19 protein-coding genes are annotated in these 18128 nt (G+C 70.2%); 7 read left to right on the forward strand and 12 right to left on the reverse strand.

The features are described 5' to 3' along the window. Window positions 1–52 precede the first annotated feature (52 nt). Both PSQ40_RS12240 and PSQ40_RS12245 read left to right on the forward strand, forming a co-directional pair. Window positions 53–505 carry an acyl-CoA thioesterase gene (locus PSQ40_RS12240; RefSeq protein WP_273951796.1) on the forward strand — a complete coding sequence of 151 codons (453 nt, stop codon included), beginning with the start codon at window positions 53–55 and terminating at the stop codon, window positions 503–505. Further along, window positions 502–1443: an EamA family transporter gene (locus PSQ40_RS12245; protein ID WP_273951797.1), complete on the forward strand. Its 942-nt coding sequence runs from the start codon at window positions 502–504 to the stop codon at window positions 1441–1443. Before PSQ40_RS12240 ends, PSQ40_RS12245 begins: the two co-directional genes overlap by 4 nt. A 6-nt stretch (window positions 1444–1449) precedes the next feature. Here the strand turns inward: PSQ40_RS12245 and PSQ40_RS12250 are convergent, their stop codons facing one another. From PSQ40_RS12250 to PSQ40_RS12285, 8 genes are all read right to left on the reverse strand, one after another. Then, window positions 1450–2436, reverse strand: coding sequence for a M14 family metallopeptidase (locus tag PSQ40_RS12250; protein ID WP_273951798.1), 987 nt, complete (start codon window positions 2434–2436; stop codon window positions 1450–1452). Window positions 2437–2510: 74 nt separating this feature from the next. Next, window positions 2511–3500: a Bug family tripartite tricarboxylate transporter substrate binding protein gene (locus PSQ40_RS12255; protein WP_273951799.1), complete on the reverse strand. Its 990-nt coding sequence runs from the start codon at window positions 3498–3500 to the stop codon at window positions 2511–2513. 269 nt (window positions 3501–3769) lie between these two features. After that, entirely contained in the window at window positions 3770–4666 is an 897-nt protein-coding gene (locus PSQ40_RS12260; protein ID WP_273952042.1) for a LysR substrate-binding domain-containing protein, read from the reverse strand. A gap of 49 nt (window positions 4667–4715) precedes the next feature. Continuing rightward, on the reverse strand, window positions 4716–5540 hold the full coding sequence (gene pyrF / locus PSQ40_RS12265; RefSeq protein ID WP_273951800.1) for an orotidine-5'-phosphate decarboxylase: 825 nt from the start codon (window positions 5538–5540) through the stop codon (window positions 4716–4718). A gap of 87 nt (window positions 5541–5627) precedes the next feature. Continuing rightward, window positions 5628–6497 carry a uracil-DNA glycosylase family protein gene (locus PSQ40_RS12270; RefSeq protein WP_273951801.1) on the reverse strand — a complete coding sequence of 290 codons (870 nt, stop codon included), beginning with the start codon at window positions 6495–6497 and terminating at the stop codon, window positions 5628–5630. Continuing rightward, entirely contained in the window at window positions 6494–6958 is a 465-nt protein-coding gene (rimI, locus tag PSQ40_RS12275; RefSeq protein ID WP_273951802.1) for a ribosomal protein S18-alanine N-acetyltransferase, read from the reverse strand. The genes PSQ40_RS12270 and rimI overlap by 4 nt, the downstream gene beginning before the upstream one ends. A 2-nt stretch (window positions 6959–6960) precedes the next feature. After that, window positions 6961–7662, reverse strand: a complete 702-nt coding sequence (tsaB, locus tag PSQ40_RS12280; protein ID WP_273951803.1) for a tRNA (adenosine(37)-N6)-threonylcarbamoyltransferase complex dimerization subunit type 1 TsaB — start codon at window positions 7660–7662, stop codon at window positions 6961–6963. Between the two features lie 5 nt (window positions 7663–7667). Then, window positions 7668–8651, reverse strand: a complete 984-nt coding sequence (locus PSQ40_RS12285) for a DMT family transporter (protein WP_273951804.1) — start codon at window positions 8649–8651, stop codon at window positions 7668–7670. A 105-nt stretch (window positions 8652–8756) separates the two neighbouring features. Here PSQ40_RS12285 and dacB point away from each other — a divergent pair, with 105 nt between their 5' ends. The 4 genes from dacB to PSQ40_RS12305 all read left to right on the forward strand — a co-directional run bounded on the left by dacB (window position 8757) and on the right by PSQ40_RS12305 (window position 13146). Further along, window positions 8757–10322, forward strand: coding sequence for a D-alanyl-D-alanine carboxypeptidase/D-alanyl-D-alanine endopeptidase (gene dacB, locus PSQ40_RS12290; protein ID WP_273951805.1), 1566 nt, complete (start codon window positions 8757–8759; stop codon window positions 10320–10322). A 48-nt stretch (window positions 10323–10370) separates the two neighbouring features. Beyond that, window positions 10371–10634, forward strand: a complete 264-nt coding sequence (locus tag PSQ40_RS12295) for a SemiSWEET transporter (protein ID WP_273951806.1) — start codon at window positions 10371–10373, stop codon at window positions 10632–10634. Between the two features lie 144 nt (window positions 10635–10778). Continuing rightward, window positions 10779–12404 (forward strand): alpha/beta hydrolase family protein, encoded by a 1626-nt coding sequence (locus PSQ40_RS12300; RefSeq protein WP_273951807.1) that lies wholly within the window; start codon window positions 10779–10781, stop codon window positions 12402–12404. A 22-nt stretch (window positions 12405–12426) separates the two neighbouring features. Beyond that, window positions 12427–13146 carry an OmpW/AlkL family protein gene (locus PSQ40_RS12305; RefSeq protein ID WP_273951808.1) on the forward strand — a complete coding sequence of 240 codons (720 nt, stop codon included), beginning with the start codon at window positions 12427–12429 and terminating at the stop codon, window positions 13144–13146. 216 nt (window positions 13147–13362) lie between these two features. Here PSQ40_RS12305 and PSQ40_RS12310 read toward each other — a convergent pair whose 3' ends face one another. From PSQ40_RS12310 to purE, 4 genes are read right to left on the reverse strand one after another with little or no spacing between them, the layout of a single operon-like run. After that, a complete protein-coding gene (locus tag PSQ40_RS12310; RefSeq protein ID WP_273951809.1) occupies window positions 13363–14301 on the reverse strand; it encodes an SGNH/GDSL hydrolase family protein in 939 nt (312 codons plus the stop codon). Window positions 14302–14354: 53 nt separating this feature from the next. Then, window positions 14355–15344, reverse strand: coding sequence for an L-threonylcarbamoyladenylate synthase (locus tag PSQ40_RS12315; protein WP_273951810.1), 990 nt, complete (start codon window positions 15342–15344; stop codon window positions 14355–14357). Between the two features lie 17 nt (window positions 15345–15361). Further along, on the reverse strand, window positions 15362–16540 hold the full coding sequence (locus tag PSQ40_RS12320) for a 5-(carboxyamino)imidazole ribonucleotide synthase (protein ID WP_273951811.1): 1179 nt from the start codon (window positions 16538–16540) through the stop codon (window positions 15362–15364). Continuing rightward, window positions 16537–17031 carry a 5-(carboxyamino)imidazole ribonucleotide mutase gene (gene purE / locus PSQ40_RS12325; RefSeq protein ID WP_273951812.1) on the reverse strand — a complete coding sequence of 165 codons (495 nt, stop codon included), beginning with the start codon at window positions 17029–17031 and terminating at the stop codon, window positions 16537–16539. Before purE ends, PSQ40_RS12320 begins: the two co-directional genes overlap by 4 nt. A gap of 107 nt (window positions 17032–17138) precedes the next feature. On the opposite strand from purE, the gene trxA reads away from it, so the two are divergent. Further along, window positions 17139–18095 carry a thioredoxin gene (trxA, locus tag PSQ40_RS12330; RefSeq protein ID WP_273951813.1) on the forward strand — a complete coding sequence of 319 codons (957 nt, stop codon included), beginning with the start codon at window positions 17139–17141 and terminating at the stop codon, window positions 18093–18095. The last annotated feature ends 33 nt before the right edge of the window (window positions 18096–18128 follow it).

An 18128-nucleotide genomic window follows, 5' to 3' on the forward strand; every position in this document is an offset into this window, starting at 1 on the left:
AAAATCCGGCTGGTCGGGAATAATGCGGCTTTTCAGCTCTCAGCCCCTGTTCATGCACTCGATCGTTCTTCGTTTCCTTGCCGAGCCCAGCACCGTCAACTTCGGGGGCAAAGTCCACGGCGGCACCGTCATGAAGTGGATTGACGAAGCGGGCTACGCCTGCGCCACCAGCTGGTCCAAGCGCTACTGCGTGACGGTCTTTGTGGGCGGCATCCGCTTTCACCGCCCGATCATGATCGGCGACCTGGTCGAGGTGGAAGCCCGCCTGGCCTACACCGGCAAGACCAGCATGAACATCTCGGTCGAGGTGCGCAGCGGCGACATGAAGAGCGGCCAGATGGCCAAGACCACCGAATGCCTGATCGTGTTCGTGTCGGTGGACTCGCACGGCCAGCCGATCCCGGTGGACCACTTCACCCCCGAAACCCCCGGCGACATCGCCCTGGCCCAGCGCGCCCAGGCCCACATCGAGGCGGCCAAGGCCAACCCCCAGGCGCCCCATTGAGCGACGCTGCGCCACCCCTTCGCTTCAGCGGCACGGAACTGCTCTCGGCGCTGTGCGTGGTGGTGGTCTGGGGCCTGAACTTTGTGGCCATGAAGATCGGGCTGCGGGATTTCACCCCGTTCCAGCTCGGCGCGGCGCGCTACCTGGTGGCGGCCTTCCCGCTGGTGTTGCTGGTACCGCGCCCGCAACTGGCCTGGAAATGGCTGGTGCTCTATGGCCTGACCCAGGGGGTGGGGCAGTTCGGTTTCTTGTTCTTTGCGCTCCAGGTGGGCATGACCGCAGGCCTGGCCTCGGTGCTGCTGCAGACGCAGGTCTTCATCACCGCCGTGCTGGGCTTTTGGCTGCTGCATGAAAAAGCCGGCCGGGCGCTGCAGATCGGCCTGCTGCTGGCCTGCCTGGGCCTGCTGTGCTTCGGCCTCAACTACCTGGGCCCGGCCGAGGCCGCGGGACACACCACGTTCTGGGGCTTTGCGCTCAACCTGTGCGCAGCCGCCCTGTGGGCCAGCTCGAACATCGTGATCCGCAAGGCCCGCGAGGACAGCCCGGCCCTGGACCCCCTGGGCTTCGTGGTCTGGAGCTGCCTGGTGCCCATCCTGCCGTTTGCCGCCCTGTCGTGGCTGGTGGACCCGCCCGCGCTGCGCTGGCACTGGGTGCAGGCGCCGTGGCAGGCCTGGCTGTCGCTGGCCTACCTGGCCTGGATGGCCAGCGTGCTGGGCTACATGCTCTGGACCCGGCTGATGCAGCGCCACCCGGCGAACCGGGTCGCCCCCTTCAGCCTGGGCGTGCCCGTGGTGGGCCTGAGCGCGGGCTACGTGCTGCTGGGCGAGGTCATCACCGCCTGGCAGTGGGCTGGCATCACGCTGGTGGTGCTGGCACTGGCCTGTGTGCTGGGCGGCGAGCGCTGGCTCGCCTGGTGGCAGCGCCCGCGCGCGCCTTGAGCGGCCTCACAGGCGACGGCGGCGCGCGAAACGCACCACCGTCACGCCGGCCCGCGCCTGGCGCACCGACGGCATGACCAGCACGCAGTCGTCGTAAGGCGTGGTGACGGGCTCGCCGTCGTTGTCGCCGATCACGGTGCCCGCCTGGGCGATCACCTCCAGCCCCACAAAGGGCTGGGTGAAGGCAAAGCGCTCGCTGCGCGCCACCACCGGCCCCGTGACCTCCAGCGCCCACTGCTGGGCGGCGTCGGCCTGGCGCCAGCCTGGCAAGGCGGCGTCCAGGGTGGCGGCGTCGCACACGCCCGAGGCGGCCAGGAAGCGCAGGCTGGCGTCCTGGGCCACGCGGCGGCTGGCGGGGTCGCCATGGAAGCCGCACTCGATCAACAGCGAATGGGTGCCGTTGTCGGCCAGCTCGCCGAAGCGGCCGAAGTCGCGCATGCGCACGCCGTCCTGGTGGCCCGCATCGACCACGATGTGCTCGGGCGTGGCCAGGCGGCGCGCCAGGGCCAGGTTGCGCGGCTGCACCCCGGTCAGCAGCAGGGGCTGGCCGGGTTCGTGCATCGAGTGCAGGTCCAGCAACCAGTCGGCCTGCTCGACAAAGGGCCGCAGGGCGGCGGCGCGTTGGCGCTCCTGGCTGCCCCCGGCGGCCATGCGGTCCAGCAGCCATTGGCGGTTCAGGTCTTCGTCGACAAAGCGCGAGGCATCGGGCTGGGCCGGGTCAAACCGGTCGAAGGCGGCCAGGTTGCAAAAGGCCAGCGTCAGGCGGCCGCGCTGCGGGCGCAGCCCGGCTTGCAACAGGCCCAGCACGGCCCAGGCGCCACACAGTTCATTGCCATGCACCAGGGCGCTGACCAGGACCTGGCGACCCGGCTGCCCGCTGTCGAACTGCCAGACGCCCTCGACCCCCGTGTTGCCGGCACGCCAGGGGCCCAGCTCGGGGCGGGGCAGGTCAAAGGGCAGGGCTTGCACCTGGGCGCGGGAATAGGACGTCATGGCAGCGGGCATGGGTTGGGGCGTGGACAGGGTGTGGCTTGGGGAGCAATGGAAGAGACGGCTCAGGGGACGGCTCATTCCTCGATGCGGGCAAATTCAACAATGCGCTTGTACTTGGCGGTTTCCTCGGCCATGAACTTGCCCAGGTCGTGCTGGGGCGGCGCGATGGCCGAGCCGGTCTCCTCCAGCTTCTTGCGCAATTCCGGCGCTTGCAGCGACTCGGCCAGCGCCTTCTTGAGCTTGCTGACCACGGGCTCGGGCAAGCGGGCCGGGCCCAGCAGCGCGAACCAGGAGCTGATGTCGATGCCCTTGAGCGCGGGCGTCTCGGCCAGGGCCGGTACCTCGGGCGTGGCCTGGGAGCGGCGCCGCTCGGTGGTGCCCAGGGCGTTGAGCTTGCCGCTCTTGATCAGGGGCAGGCCGCTGGACAGCACGAACACGCCGAAGTCCACGTTGCTGCCCAGCAGGTCGGTGGTCAGCGGCGCCACGCCGCGGTAGGGGATGTGGGTCATGAACAGGCCGCCCTGGTCCTTCACCATCTCGCCCGCCAGGTGCAGGGCCGTGCCCACACCCGAGCTGCCGTAGGTGAACTTGCCCGGGTTGGCCTTGACCAGCTTGAGGAAGTCCGCCACGGACTTCACGCCCATCTTGGGGGACGCCACCAGCACCATGGGCTGCGAGGCGATCAGGCCCAGCGGGGTGAAGTCGCGCTGTTCGTACTTGACGCTGGTCGGCGCGACCAGGCGCTTGATGGCGATCTCGTTGTTGGCCGCCACCAGCAGGGTGTAGCCGTCGGCGCTGGCACTGGCGACCTTCTGGGCCCCGATCGCGCCCCCCGCACCGCCGAGGTTCTCGATCACCACCGCCGTGCCCAGGCGCTTGGCCAGTTCGGGCGCCAGGGTGCGCGCCATCAGGTCGGTGCTGCCCCCCGGCGGGTAGCCGACCACCAGGGTGATCGGCTTGTCGGGGTAGCTGTCGGCCTGCGCCAGGCCAGCCCCCAGGGCCAGGGCCCCGAACAGGGGCCAGAGGGCGCGGCGGCGCCAGGAGGGGGTCTGAGCAGGGGTCATGGGCGGCTCCAGTCGGTCAAGGACAAGGTGGGAGGATCGGACGCACGGGGCCCGATGCGCTGATTGTGCGGCAGCCCGCACGCCCAGGTGGTGCTGAATGCGCACCAGACGGTGCCGATTGCGCACACCATGCCCCACCGGGTGATGACAGCACCCGCGGCGCATGGGCCGGCGGTCGGCGCGGTGGGGGGGTGGGGGGGTGGCCCAGGCGGTGTGGCGGTCCCCGGGGTCGTCCCTGGGATCGTCCTTTGGCAACCCCGGCGGCGGTCTCAGTGCCGCGCCTCGGTGGCTTGCCAGACCTGCTCGGCCAGCGGCGAAAGGCGGCGCTTGGGGCGGTACAGGCGCACCTCGAAACGCACCGCCAGGCGGGCCGAGCCGACCCGGCACAGGGTGCCGTTCTGGCACGCCCCGGCCACCAGCGAGGCCGGCAGCCAGGCCACGCCCAGGCCTTGCAGCGCGTACTCGAGCAAGGCGTCGGCGGAGTCGCATTCGATCACCCGGCGCAAGGCGGGGGCCTGCGGGTGGTTGGCCAGGTGGTCCTGCACCAGGCGTCCCAGGGCCAGGCTGTCGGCGTAGGCCAGGTAGGGCCAGGCGGGCCCGCCGTGCTGTGGCAGCTGGGGCACGCCATGGGCGTCCGAGCGGCAGACCGGGATCAGCTCGTCGTGGGCCAGGGTCAGGTGGCTGTACTGGCGGGCCTGGATGGGCCAGGCCAGCAAGGGGTGGTGGTAGGTCAGCATGAAGTCGACCTCCCCGCGCTCGAGCATGCGCACCGTGTCGGCCAGGGAGCGGGTGCGGATCAGCACCTCGGCCTGCGCCAGCCAGGGCTGCAGTTGGCGCAGCCAGTCGGCCACCAAGGTGCGCGCCAGCGTGCGACCGGTGGCCAGGGTCAGGGTTTGCTGGGTGCGACCGGCGGCGCCCAGCAGGGATTCGTGGGCCTGGCTCAGGCTTTGCAGCAGGCCCCGCGCGTCCTGCAACAGGCTGTCACCCGCGGCGGTCAGGGCCACCGGGCCGGCGCCGCGCGTCACCAGCGGGGTGCCGGCCCAGTCTTCCAGCGCGCGGATGCGGCGCCCGAAGGCCGGGTGGGTGACATGCCGCAGCGCCGCCGCCTGCGTGAAGCTGCGGGTTTGCGCCAGCGCCACCAGGTCCTCCAGCCACTGCCATTGCAGCGGGGGACGGCGCGGCGGGGCAGCGCTCACGGCGGCGCTCGCTGCGGGCTCAGCCGCGGGCGGCCTGCAGCAGGTCGCGGGTGCGCAGGGCCTCGCGGCGCGCGGCTTCCTGGAAGTCGTCGCCCGACGACGCGTACAGGATGGCGCGCGAGGAGTTGACCACGATCGGTGCGCCCGGCTTCCAGCCCGCCCGCACGGTGGCAACGGCGTCGCCGCCCTGGGCCCCGACGCCGGGGATCAGCAGCGGCAGGGTCGGGGCCAGCGCACGCACGCGCTCGATCTCGGCCGGGTAGGTGGCGCCCACCACCAGGCCCAGCTGGCCGTTGAGGTTCCAGGGGCCTTGGGCCAGGCGGGCCACGTGTTCGTACAGCAGGGGCTGGCCGTCCACCGACGCGAGGCGCTGGTTCTGCAGGTCGTCACCGCCCGGGTTGGAGGTGCGGCACAGCAGGAAGGCACCTTTGCCTTCGTACTTGAGATAGGGCATCACCGAGTCGAAGCCCATGAAGGGCGACAGGGTGACCGCGTCGGCACCGTAGCGGTCGAACGCTTCTTTGGCGTACTGCTCGGCGGTGGAGCCGATGTCGCCGCGCTTGGCGTCCAGGATGATCGGCACCTGCGGGGCCACCCGGCGCATGTGCTCCATCAGCCGCTCCAGCTGGCCTTCGGCGCGGTGGGCCGCGAAGTAGGCGATCTGCGGCTTGAAGGCGATGGCCAGATCGGCGGTGGCGTCCACGATGCGGGCGCAGAAGTCGTAGATCTTGTTGGCGTCGCCCTTGAGGTGGGCCGGGAAGCGGGTGGGTTCGGGGTCCAGGCCCACACAGAGCATGGAGCCGTTTTGTTGCTCGGCGGCGCGGAGCATGTCGAGGAAGGTCATGGCCGCCATTTTAAGAGCCCGCTGGGAGAGCGCCGCCACGCCCCCTTCCGCCGGCCCCCGGGCGGCGCCGCGCCCAGCCCCTTGGGCTCAGGGCAAGGCCACGCCGGGCTGGCTCAGCGCGAGGCACAAATCGGCCCAGGCCCGGGCCTTGTCGGCCTGGGTGCGCAGCAGGTAAGACGCGTCGTAGGTGACGATGGCGGGCACACCGTGCAGGTCGTGCACCTGGCCGCGCAAGCGCCCCAGGGGCTCGTCGCGGCCCAGCGCCTCGCGCGCGGCGGTGCGGCCCATGAGCAGCACCAGGCCGGGGCGCTGGGCTTGCAGCAGTTCGTGCCAGGGCAGGGGCTCGGGGGTGTCGCCAGTGGGGCGGCGGCTCAGGCCCGCCAGCCAGGCGCGCGCCGGCTGGTGCAGGCGCATGGCGCGCAGCATGTTGTGCAGCAACTGCCCCGCCGGGCCTGCCCCGTCGGCCAAGGGGTCGTCGCCGGGCCACACGGCCTCGGTGACCAGCAAAAAGCCGCCCGGGGCCGCCGGTGCATTGAACAGGGCCTGGGCCGGGTGCAGCTGCCACAGGCTGGGGGTGGCGGTGGCGTCGGCGACGCCCTGCGCCGGGTCGTGGCGCAGCGGGGCCGCGGGGCTGGGCGCGGCGCGCACCACGGCCGGGGCCTGCGGCGCGTCGACGGGCGCCACCGCAGGGGCCGGGCGGGGCACCACGGGCGGGGCGGCGGGCGCGTGAGCCGCCTGGTGGGCCTGGTGGACCTGGTGGGTGTCATGGCTGGCGGGCCAATCCGCCGCCGGGGCTGGGCGTTGGGCGGCGGCCCGTTCAGGCGATGCGCTGGCCACACCCGTGTCGGCGCCGGCGGGCGCCAGCAACTCGCCGGCCAGTGGCGGTTCGGGCCACCAGAACGGGATGTGCATTTCGTCCAGCATGGCGCGCTGGCGCGCATCAAGGTTCAGGGTCATAGTTTGAAGCTCATCACCAAGGCGTCCTCGCGCCCGTCGAATGCCGGGTAATAGGCCTTGCGCACGCCCATGCGCTGGTAGCCGTGCTGTTCGTAAACCGATCGGGCGCGCGGGTTGGACAGGCGCACCTCGAGCCAGACCCACTGGGCGCCCTGGCCGCGCGACCAGGTGTCCAGCGCGTCCAGCATCACACGCGACCAGCCTTGGCGCTGGAACGCCGGGGCCACCGTGATGTTGAGCAGGTGCACCTCGTCGACGCCCTTCATGGCCACGAAATAGCCGATCAGCTGGTCCTCGCCGACCAGCACCTGCGCCTGGTAACCGGCCTTCACCGAGTCCAAAAAGTTGCCCCGCGACCAGGGGTGGGTGTAGGCCACCTGCTCGACGGCCATGACCTGGTCCAGCCAGGCCTCGGTCAGGGCTTCAAAACGGGCTTCGCGCACAGGCATGGCGGCATTCATGGTCAGGGGGTGGTCGTCTTGGCGGCCTTTTCGGCCTCGCGTTCGAGGGTGGTCTTGGCGACTTTATCGCGGATGTAAAGCGGCAAGGCCTCATCGGCCCGCACCGCGTGGCCGGCCCGCCACAGCGCTGGGGCCAGGCGCAGCAGGGCGCTGGCGGTGGGCAGCACGTTCAGCGCCGAATCGCCCCCCGCCACCCGGCCCGGGTAGGCCTGGGCCGCGGTGCCCGCCAGGACCCAGCCGGCGGGCAGTTGCAGCGACTCGGGCGCGCCCAGGCTGAAATCAGCCGGGGCCTGCCAGGCTGGATCGGCCCCGCCGGTCCACTCGAAGGCAGCGTGGTAGACCTCGTCCATGCGCGCGTCCAGCGCCGCCAGCACACGGGTGGCGCCATGCTGGTGGCGGGCCTCTTCGGCCACCGCCAGCAGGGTGCTGACCGGCAGCACCGGCAGGTTGGCCCCCAGGGCCAGGCCCTGGGCCACCGAGCACGCGGTGCGCAGGCCCGTGAAGGAACCCGGGCCGCTGCCAAACACGATCGCGTCGAGCTGGTCCAGGCGCAGATTGGCCTGCTGCAACAAGGCCAGCAGGGCCGGGATCAGGGTCGCCGACGACTGGGCCCCGCCCGGGGCCGACTCGGCCCAGACGGCCTCGCCGTGGCCCACGGCCAGCGACAGGCGTTCGGTGCTGGTGTCAAAAGCCAGGAATTTCATGGGGTTCATTTCACAGTCAAAGGGGAGGTCGGCGCCAGAGGCTGGGGCCGCGCGCGCACGCCGCAGGCGATGCCCAGGGTCACCAGCGACAGGCCGGCCATCAGGTTCCACAGCAGGGGTTCACCGAGCAAGGCCACCGCGCCCAGGGCCGACAGGCCGGGCACCAGGGCCGTGATCATGGTCGAACGCACCGGACCAAAGTGCTGGATCATGCGCGTGAACGTGATGCCCGAAATCACCACCGAGCCCCAGCCCTGGAACATGAACTGGAACACCAGCTCGCCCAGCGGCGCCTGCAGCAGGTGGCTGGGAATCCGTGCCAGGCTGGCCAGCACGGCGTACACCGGCACATAGGTCAGCAGCGCAAAGGCCGTGATCGCCATGGTGGCGCGCACCGCATCCACCCCCTCACGGCGCACCAGCACGCTGTAGGTGGCCCAGCAGCTGCTGGCGGCCATGAACAGCAAATCGCCCTTCCAGACCTCGCCACCGCCCTGGCCGCTGAGCGCGGCCCACAGGCTGGCGCCACCGACCATCAGGTCCCCCAGCACGATCAGGCCCAGGCCCAGCAGGCGTGCGCCCGCGAAGCGCTCACCCAACAAGACCACGCTGAGCAGGGCAGCCCACAGCGGCAGGCTGCCCGGCATCAGCACCGACCCATGGGCGGCCGGGGCAAAAAAGAAGCCGCCATAGGCCAACACTGCATAGGCCAGGCCGCCAAACACGCCCAGCAGGGCGGTCTGTCCCAGGCTCAACGGCGACAAACCACCCAGGCTGCCGGCAAAGCGGCCTTCGGCGCGCGCCTGGCGGGCCCGCCACAGCGCCCAAGGCATGAGCACGACCGCGGCACCGACGATGCGCAGGAAGGCGATGTCAAAGGGGCTGAGGGTGTGCTGCGCCGAGGCACGGGCGATGACGATGAAGGCGGTCCAGATCAGGACCGTGACGACGGCGGCGGCCAGGCCCACCGTGCGGGAAGAAAAGCGCATGGGGGGATTATCCTGAAATGCACCGGCCCCGTTCAGCCCCGGGCCATGCCCCAGGCCACGGCGGCTTCGTGCGACACTGCAACGCGCTGTCCACGTGCTGAGTCCATGCCTTCATTTCACGCCTTGTTCCACGCCTTGTTTCGCCCTTTGGCCGCGCGCCGCCTTGACCGCTCGGGCCCGCGGGGCCGCGGCCCCCGTGCCACGCCCAGCGCCCCTCGGCGCCCTGTCGCTTGGCCCCCTGTCGCGCACGCCCTGCTGGCCGGCGCCTTGCTGTGCAGCACGGGGCTGGCCGCCGCCCAGGCGGCGCTGCCGCCCGAGATCGACGCCGCGCTGACCCGCTCCCGCCTGCCGCGCGAGTCGGTCAGCCTGCTGGTCACCGAACTGGGCCCTGGCAAGCGCCCCCCGCGGCTGGCGCTGCGGGCCAACGCCCCCATGAACCCGGCCTCGGTCATGAAGCTGCTGACCACCCAGGCCGCACTCGACCTGCTGGGGCCGGCCTACAGCTGGACCACCCCGGTGTACCTGGACGGCAGCGTGCGCGACGGCACCCTGCAAGGCAGCCTGATCATCAAGGGCCAAGGCGACCCCAAGCTCGTGATGGAGCGCCTGTGGCTGCTGCTGCGGCGGGTGCAAGGGCTGGGCATCCGACAGATCAGCGGCGACATCATCCTCGACCGCAGCGCCTTTGAGCTGCCCCCCAGCAACCCGGCCGACTTCGACGGCGAACCGCTCAAGCCCTACAACGCGGCACCGGACGCGCTGCTCATCAACTACCGCTCGTTGGTGCTGACCCTGGTGCCCGACGCCAGCGCGGGCGTGGCCCATGTGCAGCTGGACCCGCCGCTGGCCGGCCTGTCGTGGACACCCAGCGTGCCCCTGATCGCTGGCGAGTGCGGCGACTGGCGCACCGGCCTCAAGGCCCAGGTGAGCGACCCCAACCGCATCAGCCTGATGGGGGGCTACCCCCTGAGCTGTGGCGAAAAAGCCTGGCCCCAGGCCTATGCCGACCCCACCAGTTACAGCGCGCGCGCCATCGCCGGCCTGTGGCAGGACGTGGGCGGGCGCCTCGGGGGACAGGTGCGCGAGGGCCGCGTGCCCGCCGGCCTGAAGCCGGCCTTCAGCCTGGCCTCGCCACCGCTGGCCGAGGTGATCCGCGACATCAACAAGTTCAGCAACAACGTCATGGCGCAGCAGCTCTTCCTGACGCTGAGCCTGCAGCAAAAGGGCGTCGGCACCCCCGACGGCGCGCGCGAGGTGATGGGCCAGTGGTGGCGCAGCCGCTTCGGCGACGCCGACGCGCCCCTGATCGACAACGGCTCGGGCCTGAGCCGCGACACCCGCGTCAGCGCCCAGGCCCTGGCCCGGGTGCTGCAAGCGGCCTGGGCGGGCGGCACCATGCCCGAGTTGCTGGCCTCGCTGCCCTTGAGTGGCGTCGACGGCACGATGCGGCGCTGGGGCCAGGGGCAGGGCAATGTGGTGGGGGCCGCCCACCTGAAAACCGGCAGCCTGCGCGATGTGACCGCCGTGGCCGGGGTGGTGCATGGCGCCAGCGGTCGCCGCTACGCCCTGGTGGCGCTGGCCAACCACCCCCAGGCCGGTGCGCTGCGCCCGGTCATCGAAGCCCTGATCGACTGGACCGCACGCGACCAGCACCTCAGCACCGCCCCCTGAGCCCGCGCCCCAACCTGGCCCCTGCGGCCCCACCGACCCGACTGCACCATGTCCCTGTTTGACCTGATTGGCTACCTCGCCGCCTGCCTGACCACCTGCAGCTTTGTGCCGCAAGCCTGGCTGACCTTCAAAACCCGCGATGTGCGCGGCATCTCGCTGGGCATGTACAGCGTGTTCACGGCCGGCGTGGCGCTGTGGCTGGTGTACGGGCTGGCCCTGGGCGCCTGGCCCATCGTGGCGGCCAATGCGGTCACCCTGGCGCTGGCCGCCAGCATCCTGACCATGAAACTGCGCTACCGCGAGCCTGATTGACGCGCGCGGTGCGGCGGCAAGCCGGCACCGCCCGAAAGCCACCGAGCTGGCCACTGGTACTTTCCCGCTGACCCTTCGACTGGGCCGGCTCTACCATGGATCCTACAAAAAAGAACGGTCGTTCTATTTTAACAGGAGACATCCATGCGCCCTCATTCCGGCCCTGCCGCGGTCCTCGCCCCGGTCCTTGCTGCTGTGCTGCTCGCCGCCTGCGGCGGCGGCTCTGACACCGGTGGCAACACCAGCACCGACAACAGCGGGGCCCGTGGCTCGCTGCAGTTCAACCCGCCGCTGCGGGTCACCGGCCTGACGGCGGCAGTGCTGCAAAGCCAGCTCAGTGCCAGCAGCAGCGGTCGCAGCCTGCTGGCCGTGGCCGGCACCCCCAAGTGCGGCGTGGACTTCCGCTACCTGCAATACGGCACCGTGGGCGGCGCTGGCGAGGCCACCAACGCGACGGGGGCCCTGATGGTGCCCACCGGCACCGACGCGGCCTGCTCGGGGGCGCGCCCGATCGTGCTGTACGCGCACGGCACCACCACCGACAAGGCCTACAACCTGGCCAACGTGCTCGACGCCACGGGCTCCGCCTACACCGAAAGCCTGCTGGTGGCGGCCACCTTTGCGGCGCAAGGCTTCATCGTGGTGGCCCCCAACTACGCGGGCTACGACACCTCCAAGCTCAGCTACCACCCCTACCTCAACGCCGATCAACAGTCCAAGGACATGATCGACGCGCTGACCGCCGCGCGCACCGCGCTGCCCAATGTGGGCAGCAGCGACTCGGGCAAGCTGTTCATCAGCGGCTATTCGCAAGGCGGCCATGTGGCCATGGCCACCCACCGGGCGCTGCAGGCCGCGGGCCAGACCGTCACCGCGTCGGCCCCGCTGTCCGGCCCTTACGCGCTTGCCGCGCTGGTGGACACGGTCTACTACGGCAATGTGAACCTGGGTTCGACGATCTTCACGCCGATGCTGACCACCAGCTTCCAGAAGGCCTACGGCAACCTCTACAGCGCCACCACCGACATCTACAGCCCCGCTTACGCCACCGGCATCGAATCGCTGCTGCCCAGCACCAGCTCGGTGACCACCCTGGTGCAACAGGGCAAGCTGCCGCTGACCGCGCTGTTCAGCAGCACCCCGCCGACCGCCCCGGCCGGCTCGCCCGCCAGCCTGCAAGCCACGCTCAATGCGATCACCCCGCCCACCACCCCGGCGGCCCAGGCCCCGCTGTTCGCGCTGGGTTTTGGCAGCAGCCCGCTGGTGACCAACGCAACCCGCCTGAGCTACCTGCTCGACGCCTTGGCCAACCCCGATGGCGCCGTGCCCGCGGCCACCACCGGCCTGCCCGCCAGCGCGCCGACCAACCCGCTGCGCCAGGCCTTCAAGCGCAATGACCTGCGCAACTGGACGCCCACCCGCCCGGTGCTGCTGTGCGGCGGCAACAGCGACCCGACGGTGTACTTCAGCGTCAACACGCAGCTGATGCAAAAGCTGTGGACCGCGCCGTCGGCCATGGCCGCCGGCACGGGCCTGCTGTCGGTGCTCGACGTGGATTCGGCCGTGACCAGCGCCAGCGACCCGTTTGCCGCCGCCAAGGTGGGCTTTGCCACCGCCAAGGCCGCCACCGCGGCAGCGGCCGTGGCAGCCGGGGCCAGCGATGGCGGCGCCAGCGCCGTGATCCAGGCCTACCACGGCGGTCTGGTGCCGCCGTTCTGCACCGTGGCGGCCCGCGGCTTCTTCCAACAAGTGCTGGCGGCCGGCGTTTGACCCCTGCCCAGGAGACACGATCATGACCCTTCGACACCCCCTGGGCGCAGTGGCCGCCCTGACCTTGGCCCTGACCGGCCTGTCCACCACCGCCCAGGCCCAGACGCAGGACTACACGGTGCGCGTGGGTTACACCCACATTGCGCCCCACTCCTCGGCCACCGATGCCACCGGCCCCTTCCTGTTCAAGCCCAACTCGGGCATCAGCCTGGAAGTGCAGAAAGAAAGCACGCTGTTCTTCTCGGTGGCACGCCGACTGGATGACCGCTTTGAGGTCGAACTGGCGCTGGGCCTGCCGCCCACCCACGACGTGACGGCCAAGCTCAACCCCAGCATCGTGCCGGGCTATGTGGTGTCGGCCTACCAGGGCCAGACCATTGCCCGCATCCGGCAGATGGCGCCGACGGTGTTCCTGAACTACAGCTTTGGCGAGAGCAGCAGCGCGTTGCGGCCTTTCGTGGGCGTGGGTTTGAACTACACCCGCTTTGACGACCGCCGCTCCACCCCGACGGGCAACTCGCTCAACGGCGGGCCGACCGACATCCGCCTGACCGACTCGTGGGGCCTGGCGGCCCAAGTCGGTCTGGATTACCGCATCAACGACCAATGGTCGATCCATGGCTCGGTGGCCACCGCGCGCGTCAAGACCACGCTGACCGCCACCACGGCGGGTGCGGCGCGCACCATGGACATCCATTTCCGCCCCGTGGTGCTGACCATCGCGGCGGGCTACCGCTTCTGAACGGGCCAGGGGCCCCCGCGTTTCGCTTCTGAGGCCGGGGGCCCACCCCTTGGCTTGGCCGACCCCCAGGGGTCGGCTTTTTTTTGACCGGCCGGCGTGGCCCGGGCGAAAAAAAACCAGCGTCCGCAGACGCTGGTTGTCGGGCTTGGGCCCCGGTGCGGCGGCGGGGGGCCGCCGACCTGAAAACGCTCAGCGAGCGTCTGATGAAGGGTGGGCTTACCAGCGCGACTTCATGCGGCCGTAGGCGTAGGTGCCGTACAGGTTTTGGGCGGCCGGGCTGAAGTACACCTTGTCTGCGAAGGTGTAGGTGGTGTAGTTGATGCCGCTGGCCAGGGTGCTGGTGGTGCACAGGCTGGAGTTGACCTGGCCGCTGCCAATGCCGATGCCCTTGCCGCTGTCCACCGAGGTGCAGGCGATGTTGGTCGAGTCGGTCAGGCCGTAGCCGCTGGGGCTGGCGATGACCAGGTTGTAGTAGTAGGCCGCATCGATGTAGAGCACGTTGTTGCCCAGGTCATTGATGCTCAGCAGCAGGGCGCTGTTGAACTTCAACACCGCGGCGCTGATGTTGCTGGCCTGGCCCGAAGCCACGCCCCAAGGCGACTTGCTGGCGTCGTACAGACCCGACACCACCACGTACTTGGCACCGGCGTTGACCAGGCGGCGCACTTGAGTGCCCAGGTCGGTGCCGGCTTGGGCCATGACGTTGCTCAGGGTCGTGGCGTCGGTGCTGCTGGCGTACTGGGCCAGCAAGTCCCCCAGGCCACCGTTGATGAAGGCCACATCGTTGCTGCCAAACTTGTCGGCGGCCAGGAAGGTGTCGATCTGCTGCTTGACCGACATCGCGCTGCCCCCCACGTCATCGGTGGCGCTGAGCAGGCGCGCGTGGCCGCGGGCGTAGCTGGTGCCACCGGCCGACACCGCGGTCAGGCTGCGGCCATAGCTGGCGGCCACTTGCTGGGTCCAGACGTTGATGCTGCCGTCGTTGACGGTGTAGCGGGTGCCCGTTTGGCCCACGTCACTCAGACCGTCACCGAAGGCGATGAAACGCGAAGGGGCCAAAGCCGATTCGATGGTGCTGGAGCCGCAAGCGGTGAGCACGGCAGCCGATGCACAAGCCGCCAGCAACACAGCGCGGCGCAACCATTTTCCAGTCATTGAAATCTCCAAAAGATGGCGCGTAGTTTAACGAGCACCAGAAGGCCTTGCCCTCAGGCAGCGGCCGCGCGTTGTAAACGATCGCGCACGCCTTCCCAATCCGAACCCGGTGGGGGGGTCTCGACCCAGATCAGCTTGACGCCGGCTTCGTCAAAGCCCCGCAAGGCCGCGAACAGCTGGCGCGCCGTGGTTTCGGCGTCGTCGGGCATGCGCCGCAGCAACAACTGTGGGCTGGCCGGGCGTAAAGCGCTGCGTGCGTAGACCGCAATGCCGCTGGCCTGCGGCCCCAGCACGTCCAGCGCGGTCTGCAGCGCCTGGGCGTCCATCAGACGCACCTTGGCCTGGGGCGCGTAATGCGCCTCCAGCGTGCCGGACGCCCGCGGATCGGGACTGGCCAGCTCCTCGCGGGTGCGCAGTGGCTGGCCGCACGCGGCTTCCACCTGGTCACGGGTGATGCCCCCGGGTCGCAACAGCACCGGGGCGCCCCGGGTGCAGTCGACGATGGTGGACTCGATGCCCACCTCGCAGGCCCCGCCGTCCAGCACCAGCAGCGAGGGACCGAATTCGCCCTGCACATGGGCGGCGGTGGTCGGGCTGACACGGCCAAACAGGTTGGCGCTGGGCGCCGCCAGCCCATGCACCCCAAGGGCCGCACAGGCGCGCAGCAGCGCGGTGGCCACCGGGTGCGCGGGGCAACGCATGCCCACCGAGTCCTGGCCCGCGGCCGCCGCCGCGCCCGCTTCGGGGCGGCGCGGCAGGATCAGGGTCAAGGGCCCGGGCCAGTAGGCCTGCATCAGGGCCCGCGCAAAGTCCGGCACCGCCTGGGCAAAGTGGTCCACCCCCGCCGCATCGGCGACGTGCACGATCAACGGGTGGTCACTGGGCCGGCCCTTGGCCTCAAAGATCTTGGCCACCGCCGAGTCGCGGCCCGCGTCGGCCGCCAGACCGTACACGGTCTCGGTCGGCAGGCCCACCAGGTCGCCTGCGGCCAGGGCCTGCGCGGCGGCTTGCACCGCAGTGCTGTCTTGCCCGTCAAGGATCATGCTGCGTTCTCCCGGCCTCAAAACGGCTCGAGGCCCAGCAGCGCGGCGGCCTGCAGGGCCACGGCACGCACCGCTTCGGGCGTCGCGCCGGTGATGTTGAGGTGGCCCATCTTGCGGGCGCGCTTGGCTTCCAGCTTGCCGTACAGGTGCAGGTGGGTGCCTGGCAAGGCCAGCACCTGGTCCCAGGGCGGCGTCACGGCCTCGTCCGAGCCCGGCGCAAACCACAGGTCACCCAGCAGGTTGAGCAGGATGGAGGGGCTGTGCAGGCGCGGCTGCACCAGCGGCAGACCGACCATGGCGCGCACCTGCAGGTCGAACTGCGACAGGTCGCAACCGTCCAGGGTGTAGTGACCGCTGTTGTGCGGACGCGGGGCGATCTCGTTGACCACCAGGCTGCCATCGGTGAGCACAAAGAACTCAACGCACAGCACACCCACGTAGCCGAGGCCGGTGGCCACCGACTTGGCAGCGGCCACGGCCTGCTCGGCCACGGCCGCGGGCAGGTTGCCCTCGTACACCTCGGTCACGGCCAGGATGCCCTCGCGGTGCAGGTTGCGCTGCACCGGGAAATTGACCATCGCACCGTCGGCGCCACGCGCCACGATGACCGAGCACTCGCTGGCCAGGGGCAGCATTTTTTCGAGCACGCAGGGCACTTGCTTGAGCCCGGCCCAGGCGGCGTTGAGCTCCTCACGCGTCTTGACGCGGACCTGCCCCTTGCCGTCGTAGCCGAGGCGCGCGGTCTTGAGGATGCCGGGCAGCAGGGCCTCGTCCACGGCCGCCAACTGCTCGGCGGTGTCGATCACCGCGTAGGGCGCGCAGGGCACGCCACAGGCCACGAAGTGGGCCTTCTCGCGGGCACGGTCCTGGGCAATCGCCACCGCCGACGCGGCGGGCGCCACCGGTCGGGTGGCGGCCAGCTGCGCCAGGGCCTGGGCGGGCACGTTTTCGAACTCGGTGGTCACGGCCACGCACAGGCGGGCCAGCTCGGCCAGGCCCTGAGGGTCCAGGTAGTCGGTCTGGATGTGGTGGTGGCTGACGCGGCCGGCCGGGCTGCTGGGATCGGGGTCCAGCACCGCGGTGAAATAGCCCATCTGCTGCGCGGCATGCACGAACATGCGGCCCAACTGGCCCCCGCCGAGCACGCCGAGGGTGGTTTCCGCCTTCACGGCGGGGAGCAGGGGGGCGCGGCTCATGCGACGGGCGGCAGGGTCATGGCCCGGGCCACTTCGGTCTGCTCGGCGCGGAAAGCCACGAGGCGCTGGCGCAGCTCGGGGCTTTCGTTGGCCAGCAGGGCCACCGCGAACAGCGCCGCGTTGGCGGCCCCGGCCGCGCCGATGGCGAAGGTGGCCACCGGAATGCCCTTGGGCATCTGCACGATGCTGTGCAGCGAATCCACGCCTTGCAGGTGGCGGCTGGCCACCGGCACGCCGAGCACCGGCACCGGGGTCTTGGCCGCGATCATGCCGGGCAGGTGGGCGGCCCCACCAGCGCCGGCGATGATGGCCTTGAGGCCACGACCGGCCGCCGATTCGGCGTAGGCGAACATGTCGTCCGGCATGCGGTGGGCCGAGACCACGCGGGCTTCGTGGGCGATGCCGAATTGCTGGAGAATCTGGACTGCATGCTGCATGGTGTCCCAGTCACTGCTGGAACCCATGACCACGCCAATTTGAATGCTTGTCATAGGGCTGTTGGGTTCGGCGCGGGTTGGCAGGCCGATCTTGGTCCGCCACAACCGGGTGCGCCGGGTTGCAACCCTGAATTTTACTTTTAGGCCCAGAAGGCTACGAAATGATTGACGTCACGATCCAAAACTTTGAAACCGAAGTCATCGCCGCTTCGATGCACACCCCCGTGCTGGTGGACTTCTGGGCCGACTGGTGCGGGCCCTGCAAACAGCTCGGCCCGATGCTGGAAAAGCTCGAAGAAGAGTACGCGGGCCGCTTCATCCTGGTGAAGATCAACGCCGACGAAGAACAGCAACTGGCCGGGGCTTTTGGCATCCGCAGCCTGCCGACCTGCATCCTGCTCAAGGGCGGCAAGCCGGTGGACGGCTTCATGGGCGCGGTGCCGCCCGCTGAACTGCGGGCCTTCCTCGACAAGCACCTGCCCTCGGAAGAAGCGTTGCAAGCCGAAGCGGAAACCGAAGAAGCCGAAGCCCTGCTCGAAGCCGGTGACACCGAAGCCGCGATGGCCAAGCTGGCCGACGCGCTGGCCGCCGACCCCAGCAACGACGACGCGCGCTACGACTACGCGCGCCTGCTGATCGGCAGCGGCATTTTTGAAGAAGCCCGCGCCCTGATCGCCGAGCCGCTCACGCGCATCCCCAAGCCCCTGCGCTTTGAGGCCCTGCTGCACTGGATGGCGGCCCTGGAGTTCGTCAGCACCGACGAGCGGGGCCAATGGGAACTGGCCGCCTTTGACGCCAAGATCGCCGAGAACAAACGCGATTTCGACACCCGCTTTGCCAAAGCCCGCGTGCTGATCGCGGCCGGCGACTCGACCGGCGCGATGGACGAACTGCTGGAAATCATCATGCGCGACAAGACCTGGAACGAGGAAGCCGCGCGCAAGACCTATGTGGCCCTGCTGGAGCTGCTGACCCCGCCCAAGCCCAAGGCCAGCGCGGACGCCAGCGGCAAATCGGCCGGCGGCATTGAATTGGCGGGCAAGAGCGTGACCGCCCTGGACCCGCAAGCCGAGTTGGTGGCGCGTTACCGCCGCAAGCTGAGCATGGCCTTGAATTGAGGCCCCCACGCTCCCCCACTGCGTGTGGGTCGC

It is taken from the genome of Curvibacter cyanobacteriorum, assembly GCF_028649475.1.
In the GTDB taxonomy this organism is placed as follows: domain Bacteria; phylum Pseudomonadota; class Gammaproteobacteria; order Burkholderiales; family Burkholderiaceae_C; genus Curvibacter; species Curvibacter cyanobacteriorum.